9 protein-coding genes and 1 tRNA gene are annotated in these 11,478 nt (G+C 43.1%); 4 read left to right on the top strand and 6 right to left on the bottom strand.

The genetic code is table 11. The annotated features are described in order from the left end of the window. Together H9653_RS12725 and H9653_RS10550 are read left to right on the top strand one after the other, a co-directional pair. Nucleotides 1-144, top strand: coding sequence for a transposase (locus H9653_RS12725; protein WP_404814817.1), 144 nt, complete (start codon nt 1-3; stop codon nt 142-144). 343 nt (nt 145-487) lie between these two features. Continuing rightward, nucleotides 488-1,102 carry a BLUF domain-containing protein gene (locus tag H9653_RS10550; RefSeq protein WP_227671156.1) on the top strand — a complete coding sequence of 205 codons (615 nt, stop codon included), beginning with the start codon at nt 488-490 and terminating at the stop codon, nt 1,100-1,102. 315 nt (nt 1,103-1,417) lie between these two features. Here H9653_RS10550 and H9653_RS10545 read toward each other — a convergent pair. The 3 genes from H9653_RS10545 to pyrC all read right to left on the bottom strand — a co-directional run bounded on the left by H9653_RS10545 (nt 1,418) and on the right by pyrC (nt 3,900). After that, nucleotides 1,418-1,493: transfer RNA gene (locus H9653_RS10545), tRNA-Glu, on the bottom strand. A gap of 353 nt (nt 1,494-1,846) precedes the next feature. Continuing rightward, a complete protein-coding gene (gene rnt, locus H9653_RS10540; protein WP_225211724.1) occupies nt 1,847-2,530 on the bottom strand; it encodes a ribonuclease T in 684 nt (227 codons plus the stop codon). A gap of 299 nt (nt 2,531-2,829) precedes the next feature. Continuing rightward, complete coding sequence (pyrC, locus tag H9653_RS10535; protein ID WP_191692337.1) at nt 2,830-3,900, bottom strand: dihydroorotase; 1,071 nt, start codon at nt 3,898-3,900, stop codon at nt 2,830-2,832. Between the two features lie 332 nt (nt 3,901-4,232). On the opposite strand from pyrC, the gene H9653_RS10530 reads away from it, so the two are divergent. Further along, complete coding sequence (locus tag H9653_RS10530) at nt 4,233-5,471, top strand: argininosuccinate synthase (RefSeq protein WP_191692334.1); 1,239 nt, start codon at nt 4,233-4,235, stop codon at nt 5,469-5,471. Between the two features lie 132 nt (nt 5,472-5,603). Here H9653_RS10530 and H9653_RS10525 read toward each other — a convergent pair whose 3' ends face one another. Further along, a complete protein-coding gene (locus tag H9653_RS10525; protein ID WP_191692333.1) occupies nt 5,604-6,896 on the bottom strand; it encodes a hypothetical protein in 1,293 nt (430 codons plus the stop codon). Nucleotides 6,897-7,051: 155 nt separating this feature from the next. Between H9653_RS10525 and H9653_RS10520 the strand changes: the two genes are divergently transcribed. Continuing rightward, nucleotides 7,052-7,591, top strand: a complete 540-nt coding sequence (locus H9653_RS10520) for a L,D-transpeptidase (protein ID WP_068407100.1) — start codon at nt 7,052-7,054, stop codon at nt 7,589-7,591. A 224-nt stretch (nt 7,592-7,815) separates the two neighbouring features. On the opposite strand, the gene H9653_RS10515 is transcribed toward H9653_RS10520, so the two are convergent. Then, entirely contained in the window at nt 7,816-9,540 is a 1,725-nt protein-coding gene (locus H9653_RS10515; RefSeq protein ID WP_191692332.1) for a CYTH and CHAD domain-containing protein, read from the bottom strand. Between the two features lie 290 nt (nt 9,541-9,830). Continuing rightward, nucleotides 9,831-11,417, bottom strand: a complete 1,587-nt coding sequence (locus H9653_RS10510; RefSeq protein WP_102077245.1) for an isocitrate lyase — start codon at nt 11,415-11,417, stop codon at nt 9,831-9,833. Nucleotides 11,418-11,478 lie beyond the last annotated feature (61 nt).

Raw genomic sequence — 11,478 nt, 5'->3', positions numbered from 1 at the left:
ATTTTATGGCTGCCACCTTACAGTCCTGATTTGAATCCTATCGAGCAAATGTGGGCTTGGGTCAAACAAAAACGTAAGGAATGGCGGCTAGATTGTGTTGACACACTGTTCTTTTATTTCTTATGGCTGTGTGGCGATTTATAAGTTCTTTGACTATAGCATCCATTTTTCATCTTTATTTTTCTAAGATTTTAGACCGACTGTTGAATAAAAAAGCATTTATTTATGCTATATGTTGAATATAAATGTTATTAAAGCAACGTTTAGTATTAATAAGTAGTCATTTAAAATAAACATATATTGCTTTGATGACGAAATTAGCCTATGATGTAACCAACTTAATACAATAAATATAAACATTTATAAATCAATAATATAACAAGCCAATTTGTTACTTCTAAATGCCTTGTTGCTCTATTTTTTCTAAAATGAGTATGGTTGTCTTAGCTACATTTACCTGATAATAGGGAGAAGCTGATTGTCAACAGTGAATGATTCGACAAATCCAGTAACGCCAGATCTCTGCCAGCTTGTATATCTGAGCCACATTACGTCGACTGGTCTTGCAAGTGCGAGTACGCTTAATGACATCGCAGAGGTCGCGATTGAGCGTAATCAAGCCGATAACATTACCGGTATCCTTTGCTACGGCAATGGCTACTTTTTCCAATGTGTAGAAGGGTCAGAACAAGCGTTGACCAATCTGAAAAATCGCTTGTTGGTCGATGATCGACATAAAGATTTAAAAATATTGGATTTTTCGGCGATTGCTGAGCGCCGTTTTGCGGGTTGGTCGCTACGCTCGATCACTCTTGAGCGCTGGATGATGAATGAGCCAAAGCTAAAATCTTTTATGCCATTTAAGCCCCATACTTGGGAAGTTAATGGCTGGCAGCAATTTTTAGATATTCTGCAAGGTTATTATGAAGACCAAGAAAAGACTGGTGAGCTTGATACCCAGCCGATAAAATACAGTACGCTAGGGGTGACCTTAGGTAAAGTCGTCGGTCAGCATCAAGCGTTTTTCTTAATTCAAAGTGTCTTAGCGGGCTTAATCGTGTTGGCGCTGCTTTGGTTGATGTTAGCCGATAAGATTTGGTAAATTGTTCTAAATAATGAACGCGTAGATATTTAAAAAGCCAGCATTCAGTGCTGGCTTTTTGCTGCGAGAAAATAATATAAATCACGTTCGATTTATTTATGAGTATTTATAGATATTGATGGAAAACAGATATAGTCAAAATATTCTAAAAACGCTACGGTATTGCTGATATCAATTTTCGCTCACTATAGGTATTCGTGAAAAAATAAGCATAAAAAAACCCCACTCATATTTCTATGAGTAGGGTTTTGCTGGTGTGCTTATCAGTCTTATTTATGCTTGATAGCAAATTTGCTAATAAGTGACGCCAAATAGTGGCGTCCCCAGGGGGATTCGAACCCCCGTTACCGCCGTGAAAGGGCGGTGTCCTAGGCCTCTAGACGATGGGGACTAGTAACAACGCTTCAGCTGCTTTCACCATTTATGCCGAAGTGGTGCGTATTTTAATGGCGACCGCGCTTGCTGTCAAGCCTTTTTCGACGTCTTTTTGAAATTAAGTATCTTTTTTTAAGCGCGCGCCGTGGATGTAGGTCTTTTCGCTTTAAATGATGGCGAATCCACAACGACGTACAAGCGCTAATAGTTAACGCCAGTAGCATGTAACCGATAATGGTGGCCCATAATTTAACCTGTGGTTCCATAACAAAGTCCCTTTTTGTTAAGCTCATCTAATCCATAATAGATGATTAACTATAGATAACACTATTCATTAAGTTTAACAATGCAAAGGGCGTATGCTTTATTTTACTTGGCGTCGTCAGCGTTACTATCGACAGTGCTGTTAGCGGCTGTCTCGGTATTTTCCTGCTCGTTATGGATAGCGTTCGCGAGCATCGGGTAGCTATTTAAAATATGACAAAACAGTTCAGCCGTCTTTTGGGTATCATAGAGCGCTGAATGCGCGTCATTACCATCAAAATCAAGCCCAGCAGCCTTACAAGCACGCGCGAGTACCGTTTGTCCAAATGCCAATGCAGACAGCGTCACGGTATCGAAAACTGAGAAGTTGTGAAACGGATTATGGTTTTTGCTGTTGGTACGCAACACTGCCGCATTTAAAAACGCTAAGTCAAAATGGGCATTATGGCCAATCAAAACGCATTGACGGCAGTCTTCAGCGCGGCGTACTTCTTTTAAGCCTTTAAAAATACGGCGCAGCGCCGTTTTTTCATCTTCGGCAATGGCTTTACGCAGTGGATTATTAGGATCGATACCGGTAAAGGCAAGCGCGCTTGGCTCAAGATTTGCGCCCTCAAAAGGCTCGATATGGGCGTTAAATGCCTCTCCTGGATAAAATACACCTTGCTCATCAAGTAGTACAGGAATACAAGCAATCTCTAATAAGGCGTCGGTTTGCGCATTAAAGCCTGCGGTTTCGACATCGACGACAACAGGCAAAAACTTACGAAAACGCTCTTTTAAGCACATGGGTGCTTGTTCATCTGTTGCGCCGTTACTATCGGCAGTAGCGCTTGAGCTTGAGGTAGTAGTAAGACAGGCATTTTCCGTATTAGCCAAATTGTTTCTAGGTAAGCCGGCATCATTTTGAATGGTCATATCAGGTTAAATCGCTTTTATCAGTCGTGCTGTGGTATTGAATGAAATAAACAATAAATATCCTATGATACGAGGTTTACTTTTGCTAAGCGAATTGGCGTTTTAGCAAAAGTGCAGACCTAGCATAGGATATGAAATAAATGCAGGCAAATAGCGTTATGTCACTGCTGTTAAGCTTTAATAGACCAAGGTAACGTCTCTCCCGCCAACAGCGGCTTTAATGACGCGCCATCAAAATAAGGGTAATTGGTCGGTACTTGCATCGGCGTGTTTATCAACGTGATGGTACTCTCATTTACTGGCAAACCATAGAACTGGGCGCCAAAGCGGCTGGCAAATCCTTCAAGCTTATCTATTTTACCCACACTATCAAAAGCAGTGGCGTATAGCGGTAAGGCATTAGCAGCACTATAGCAGCCAGCACAGCCGCAAGCCGATTCTTTTGCGTTTGTTGCATGCGGCGCCGAATCTGTGCCTAAAAAGAATTTTGGATTGCCACTGGTAGCGACATCCAACAATACTTTTTGATGGCTTTCACGTTTTAAAATAGGCAGGCAGTAAAAGTGCGGCTTGATACCGCCAACCAATAAATGATTGCGATTAAACATTAAGTGCTGCGGCGTAATGGTCGCAGCAATTTGATTGCCTTGTTCTAAGACAAAGTCGGCGGCATCACTGGTGGTTATATGCTCTAGCACAATTTTCATCGTCGGAAATTTGACGATGATTTGTGCCAACACTTCGTCTAAAAAGCGCTTTTCACGGTCAAAAATATCGACATGGTCATGCGTGACTTCGCCATGGAGCAGTAGTGGTAGATTGTATTTTTCCAGCGCTTCAAAGACATCGACGCAGGCATTAATATCGGTGACACCGTCGGCAGAGTTGGTCGTTGCGCCAGCAGGGTAGAGTTTGACCGCTTGCACGATACCAGATTTTGCCGCCATTTCGATATCCTGAGCAGTGGTTTGATCGGTGAGATACAAGGTCATGCGTGGGTCAAAAGCTGCTTTACGCTCCGCACTCAAATCGCTTGCTGCTAAATGCTGCAGGATGCGCTCACGGTAGGCTTGCGCCGCATCGATATTTTTAACAGGCGGTACCAAGTTTGGCATACAGATGACGCGGTTAAAACTCTGGGCGGCGTGTGGAACGGTAGTCGCCAACGCTTTATCATCGCGCAAATGAATATGCCAATCATCTGGCTGCAGTAGGGTTAATTCTCTAATCAAATCGGTCATAGTATCGTCGCGCTCTATATCTTTATACGGCAGTAAAAGGGAGTCTAGCTGAGCTGCTATCATAACAGATTTGCCTACTTGACTAAATATGCGGCGAAATATCTGTACATAAAAGCGTTATGATTTCGTTGATAAGTAACCAGCGCCTATATATGCATTCATGCTAATTTTCGGTGAAAACCTAGCACCGAATGGCGCTGATACTTTTGCCGCACGTAAATATGATGTACACTGAGCAGGCAATCTATTTTTTATTTATTTCATCCTATCCTGCGCATTTTTATTTCTCATTAAATGTATTCGATAATAAATTCTTATATTAGGAGTTATTCATGGCTCAGCTTGATCCAAAAAATATTAATAAAATCGTCTTGGCCTATTCCGGCGGTCTTGACACCTCAATCATCGCCAGATGGCTACAAGAAACCTATGATGCAGAAGTGATTACGTTCACCGCTGACATCGGTCAAGGTGAAGAAGTTGAGCCGGCGCGTGCCAAAGCTGAAGCGATGGGTATCAAGCATATCCATATCGAAGACTTACGTGAAGAGTTTGCCCGCGATTATGTGTTCCCGATGTTCCGCGCCAATGCCATTTACGAAGGCGAGTATCTGCTCGGGACTTCTATCGCGCGTCCTTTGATTGCCAAGCGTTTGGTTGAAATTGCTAAAGAGCATAACGCTGATGCTATCAGTCATGGTGCGACTGGTAAAGGTAATGACCAAGTACGTTTTGAGCTTGGTGCCGTTGCTTTATCACCTGACGTGGTCACCATTGCGCCGTGGCGTGAGTGGGATTTATCAAGCCGTGAAAGCTTGATGAAATATGCCGAAGAACATAATATCGCTATCGATTATGCCGGCAATAAGAAGAAATCTCCGTACTCAATGGATGCCAACTTACTGCATATCTCTTATGAAGGCGGCATCTTAGAAGACCCATACGCCGAAGCTGAAGAGGATATGTGGCGCTGGTCAGTCAGTCCAGAAGAAGCACCTGACGAAGCGCAATATCTAGAATTAGAATACAAACAAGGTGATATCGTTGCCATCGATGGCGAAGCGCTTAAGCCTTATGAAGTAATGATTAAGCTGAATGAGATTGGCGGTAAGCACGGTATTGGCCGTTTGGATATCGTCGAAAACCGTTATGTCGGTATGAAATCACGCGGCTGCTATGAAACCCCAGCCGGTACCATTATGTTAAAAGCCCACCGCGGTATCGAATCATTAACCCTTGACCGTGAAGCGGCGCATTTAAAAGATGAGCTGATGCCACGTTACGCTAAAATTATCTATAACGGCTATTGGTTTAGCCCTGAGCGCATGATGCTACAAGCCTTGATTGACAAATCACAAGAATATGTCAACGGTACCGTACGCGTCAAATTATACAAAGGCGCGGTTAGCGTCGTCGGCCGTAAGTCAGACGATTCACTGTTTGATGAAAAAATCGCCACTTTTGAAGATGATGCCGGTGCTTATGATCAAAAAGATGCCGAAGGTTTCATCCGTTTAAATGGTCTACGTTTGGCGATTGAAGCCAGCCGTGGTCGTGATTTATCGAAGTAAGCATATTTTTTTAGATTGTTCTAAATAAAGTATGAATAAAAAAAGGCGCTAATAAGTTAGCGCCTTTTTTTTGGTTTTTTAAGGGTTGTTCAACTACTTTCGTCTACTTCAAAATTTATCTATGAATTATTCTTATTGAGACGCTTTTGGTTCTTCAGCGCCATCTTCATCATCGTCTACCATAACAATCGCCACATCTTGCTGTTGGCGCTCCTTGATAAGATCTTGCTCGATGACTTCTTCTGTGGCCAATTTGATACCGTCAGATTTTTGGCTTTGATATTTGAGCGCTGCTAGCCCGCCAAGTACGCCAATAACCGCAATAATGATTAGGATAACGGGATTTTTCCAGAGCGGTATAGGCGCGTCGTATTCAATCGGCTTTTCACTGGTGGTGGTCGGCGTATTGTCGTTATTGCCGCCAATTAGACCTAAGCTTACCAAAGGTGGTTTTGGTGCGCTGGCAGGCTCGGAGGTAATTCTTAGGCGGTTGCGCTGCAAATATATTTCTGAAATTTTCGCCAGTTGCAACAGCCAACGCTGGTGCGGCAAGCTTATGGCTGACATTTCGGCAAACACCAATAAGTCATTGTATTTACCTTGTTGAGCATTGGCAGGTGAGCGCCCAATGACCTTTAAATAATTGCCCGTCGCTAGTTGCATGTCTTGGACAAGCTCATGGTTTTCAGTTTTAAACGTCGTCAACTCGTGCCAATAAGGGTCAAAAGCGGGCGGAGTATCAGCGAGCTGCGCTGTGCTCAATAAAGTACGTTCTGTGGTGTTTCTTACTTCTGTCTCTACATCTACTTTTAAGTCTGACTGTAAAGCAGTTTCTGTAGAAGTGGTTGTTTTTTCATTCTCATTAGGTTCAGCTCGCTTGGTAGATTCTAACGCTGGTTTATTGGCCACAAAGCGCTCGACGGATAAAAACTGCGGCTGCAAGGCGAACCATTTGTCCAGCTCCTCATTATCAAGCTGGCTATATTCTGCTAAAATCGCCAGTTCACGTAAGACAATCACGCATAAAGAGGTGAGTAGTATTTGCACTTGCGGTGACGTCGCCTCAATGCGCTCTGCAATGTAATCACTGGCTTTGATCACGCGCACATTCTCATGAAAAATCGCATCGGCCACCTCTTGGCGATAATATAAAGTCGCATTGATGGTCGAAAAATTCATTGAATTATATCGTCTTAGTTCTTTGACGGCGGTACGAGTAAACAGTTTTTTACTCACTGCTTGGCCATCATTATGCTGCTGATAAGCAAGTAAGGCGCTGATAATCGCTTGCAAACTGGCATCCATCGCCAAACGCGCTTGCGGTAATGACAGCTTAGCCACGTCTGCCAATAATGACACCATCGGCTTGGTATCTTGATAGAGAAAATCATACATCGACACACGTGTCGGTGAAATAGTCGTCATAATCTGCTAGCATCAAAAAGTGTGCCCCTATATTACGGTGCCAAAAGCCTTGATACAATCCCTTAATAATAGAAAAACGCAAACATTTCGCTCACTATTTACTCTCAACGCAGTTGATAATAACCGCTGTAGATTTATGAGCGCTGGAAAATCTTATGACAAATAACGAAAGCTTTACCGAAGAGTTTAACGAAAATTCTGATGTGCGACTGGTTATTAACATTGCTCAGCAAACGTTAACGCTATATAAATACGATAAAGGAATGACTCAATATACGGTATCGACCGCTAAAAACGGTATTGGCAGCCAGCAAGATAGCGGCTGCACACCCCTTGGTAAGCACATTATCGCGGCAAAAATCGGCGGCAATGAACCCATGAACGCGGTATTTGTGGGACGCAAACCGACAGGCGAGGTCTATAGTGCAGAGCTTGGTAAACTGTATCCAGAGCGCGATTGGATATTAAGCCGTATTTTATGGTTACGCGGTCTAGAAGAGGGGTTGAATAAAGGCAGTAATGTTCACGGCGGCTGCGATACTTATCAGCGTTATATTTATATTCATGGCACACCAGACAGCGAACCAATGGGCGAGCCGCTCTCTCACGGCTGTATACGGATGCGCAATGAGGATATTTTGGAGTTATTTGAACAAGTGACCGAGGGCACAACTGTGACCATTATTGCTCGTTGATATTTACTCGAAAACACTACGCTTAAAAAACATCATGCTTAAAAAACATCATGCTTAAAAAACATCATGCTTAAAAAACATCATGCTTAAAAAACATCATGCTTAAAAACATTACGCATAAAAAAAGACAACGTACCTGATGGTCGCTGTCTTTTTTTGAATTATGTAAAGGTTAAGTTAATTATAAGTAAGATACAGGGTCAAAAAGCCAGTTTTAGTTTTTATTACCAGAACTTATCCGCAGATTTAAGCTTAGCTAAGCGTTTTTTAGACTTTTTCTGTGTATCTATTAAAGAAGCATTCAACCAGCCTGCGCCGTACAAGGCATTCGAGTCTGAGCTCGCTTTATGTTGATAGCACTGCTGATAATAAGTGGTATCAAGTTGTTGCCTAAGCGCTTGCTGTACTTTTACGAGATGTTTTAGGAAGCGCTTGCTTTTCTTTTTAGACTTTTTACTGTTGAGCTTTTTATTTTTGAGATTTTCATTGTTGATTAAGGGCGCTGCAAATTCACTAACGTAGCGCAATTTTTCAAGCTGTCGGTACAGTTTATACTGGGCTTGTTTTTCGTCCTTGGCTGGCAAATCTATATCCTTCGTCTGCAGACTTTGCGGCTCTCTACTTTCTAAATTAACGCCTTTTGATTTAACGCCTTCTAAGTTAATACTTTCTGAACTCACGCTCTCCAAATTGACACCAGTTAAATCTTTGCTATCCGCGTTAGCATTCCTAGCTTCATGGAGCTTACTCTCAGCTTTCAACAATTTTTTATAACGTTTGTCCAATGTTTTTCTAAGCTTATGAGCGGCGCGTTTATTCGCCTGTGGTTCAAGGTTGGGGTCACTCATGGTAAAGGCTATTAGCTCAAGCAACGTCAGTTGTAAATTATTGGCACGTACCGCATCGATAGGAGTGATTTTCGCCGCTTCAATTTCTGCCGACCAATCAACGCTTGGTGCCTCATGCGCTTGTAAGTAGGGCTCGATATGACTGGCAAGATAAGCAAGCTTGCGATAATCAGCCAGTAAAGTCGCTGTTTGTTTAAGAATAATCACCCAGTCAGGATTGAGCTCATCAGAGAAGCCTTTAAATAGCTTAAGCGCGGTACGTAAGCGCTGAATGCCGTTATACAATTGTAAAATATGCTCATTGTCCGTACTGCCTGCGACGATGGCGCTACTATTGGGTAGTATTTGCAATAGGCAATTATGTACGACTGCCCGTATAAATGCCGGCCTGCTGCTGTCTTTATCAACAGTTAGATCGCTAAGATTGGCGCTAACCGCTCGGCTATGTTGTTGCCCCGTAATTAATAAGCCACCGCGCTCGGCTTTGGTCACTGTAGACAAGCAGAGTTTATGGCGCTGACACCAGGTTTTGGCAGTCGTAAATAAAAAATCTACATCGCCTGATATCAGCTCAAACTCGATTTCTTGAATACTATCGCGCTGAGTATCATCTCTACCGTGGATAATCGCTCCGCAGTCGTATGCCATTTCAATCTGATTGCTGCTGTCCTTGTCGCTATTATCTGTGAGCAATCGCGTTATACGCTCGACATCGGTGACATATAAGCGGGTGAGCGTTTTAGCCAGTTTCGTTAATTTAAATGGTTCTAGAGCAGGGGCGATGGAAGTGTCTTGATAAATGCTCAAATCAGGCATGAGCGTATTGGTGTCCAACATGGCTTGGACTTGTTGGGTATCTAGTACCGCATTGTGCTCTAAACGCGCTGCAATACCGTCGCCACCCGCTTTGATGGTCTGCACCCACGCATCGCCTTCCTGACGAATACGTAAGCCAATACCCGCCTTAGCGAGCTGCTGATCGGGAGTGTCATAATAATGCGCGGCCAGCTGCGTGAGCTGTGAGGATTTAATATTCGCTTGGCGCATCAAACCTTTTAGGCGCGATTCTGGTACTAGAAACTTCAGCTCTATCTCTTGCATGATGGCTCCCGATTATAGTTATGAATGGTTAGTAATACCTGTTAAATAATTACCATCGTATGAAAGCTATCGAACAATGACAAGTAAAAGTTTTACTTTGGCTGATTAGCGGATACTAGGGCGTGTTCCCAGTTCAATCGATAGACATCTAAATGTGCTAAAAATGGCTATTTAATAACGCTATCGTTTTATACAGGGAAATTATTTAAAGCCAAAAAAAACCGCCCTACTAAGTAGGACGGCTTTTTTATAACGGGTACTTATAAAATATAACTATAAGTGAGCGATTATTAGAACTGGTTCATGGTGTTTTTGCCACCACCAGCTTTAAGGGCGTTTTCACCAGAGAAGATTTCTTTGTGATCATCGCCAAGGTCAGAACCCGCCATTGCTTGGTGTTTAACACAAGCGATGCCTTCACGGATTTCTTTACGTTGGACGCCAGCTGCATAAGCAAGCATACCTTCTTCACCGAAGTAGCCTTTAGCAAGTTCATGAACGCTAAGTGCAGTGGTGTGGTAAGTCGGTAGCGTGATTAGGTGATGGAATACACCCGCTTCGCGTGATGCGTCACGTTGGAAGTTCTTCGCAGCGATATCAGCAGCTTCATCAAGCTCAGTACCGTCGTAATCAGCACTCATCAAGTTGTCTTTGTTGTAGCTTGATACGTCTTTGCCTTCTTCTTCCCACTGAGCGATAACTTGCTTACGGAAGTTTAGCGTCCAGTTGAACGATGGGCTGTTGTTGTATACAAGCTTCGCTTTTGGCTGCTCTTCTTTAATACGGTCAACCATCATTTTGATGTGTTCTACGTCTGGAGTAGGTGTTTCGATCCATAGTAGATCAGCACCGTTTTCTAGAGCGGTGACACAGTCAAGTACGACGCGGTCGATGTTGGTTTCTTCGCGGAACTGATATAGACCGTTAGCTAGACGCTTAGGACGAACCAATTTGCCGTTGTGCTTAAGAAGGCTGTCATTTTCATTAGCTTCTTCGATGGTCACTTCTTCCATTTCTAGGAAGTCGATATATTGAGAAGCAAGGTCGCCTGGTTCATTTGATACTGGGATTTTTTGCGTGAGTGATGCGCCCTCACTATCAGTACGAGCAACGATAATACCGTCTTCAACGCCCAATTCTAGGAATGCATAACGAATCGCATTGATTTTTGCGATGTAGTCTTCATGCGGTACGGTTACTTTACCCGCTTGGTGACCACACTGTTTTGCGTCAGACACTTGGTTTTCAACTTGGATAGCACAAGCACCGGCTTCAATCATTTGCTTAGTTAGCAAGTAAGTCGCTTCTTCGTTACCGAAACCGGCATCGATATCAGCAATGATTGGCACAACGTGTGAATCGAAGTTTTCGATTTTTTCTAGGATAGCTGAAGTGTCTTGACCCGCTTCTTCTGCAGCGTTTAGCTCACGGAAGTAGTCGTTTAACACTTTAGCATCAGCTTGACGTAAGAAGGTGTAGATTTCTTCGATTAGTTTAGGCACAGACGTTTTTTCGTGCATAGATTGGTCAGGTAGAGGACCAAACTCAGAACGCAGAGCAGCAACCATCCAACCTGATAGGTAGATGTACGTTTTAGCGGTAGTGCCAAAGTATTTTTTCTTAGCGTACATAGTTTGCTGAGCAACAAAACCGTGCCATGCACCTAGAGATTGCGTGTACTGAGACGTATCATTGTCATAATCTTCCATGTCTTGACGCATGATTTTTGCAGTATACTTGGCGATATCTAAACCAGTTTTGAAACGGTTTTGCATCATCATACGTGCGGCATCAGTCTCGCTGATATTCTGCCAGTTACCGTGCTTTTGCTTTAGTTCACGTACTAGATCAATCGCTGATTTATATGCAGTTGACATCTATAGTCTCCTTGGTGGGGTGGGGATTAAAGGGGATGTAAATTACTTAAGTAAAATATGC

It is taken from the genome of Psychrobacter communis, assembly GCF_014836505.1.
Lineage (GTDB): Bacteria > Pseudomonadota > Gammaproteobacteria > Pseudomonadales > Moraxellaceae > Psychrobacter > Psychrobacter faecalis.
Note: the sequence above shows the minus strand (reverse complement) of the source record. Positions and strands in the feature narration are given on the sequence as shown.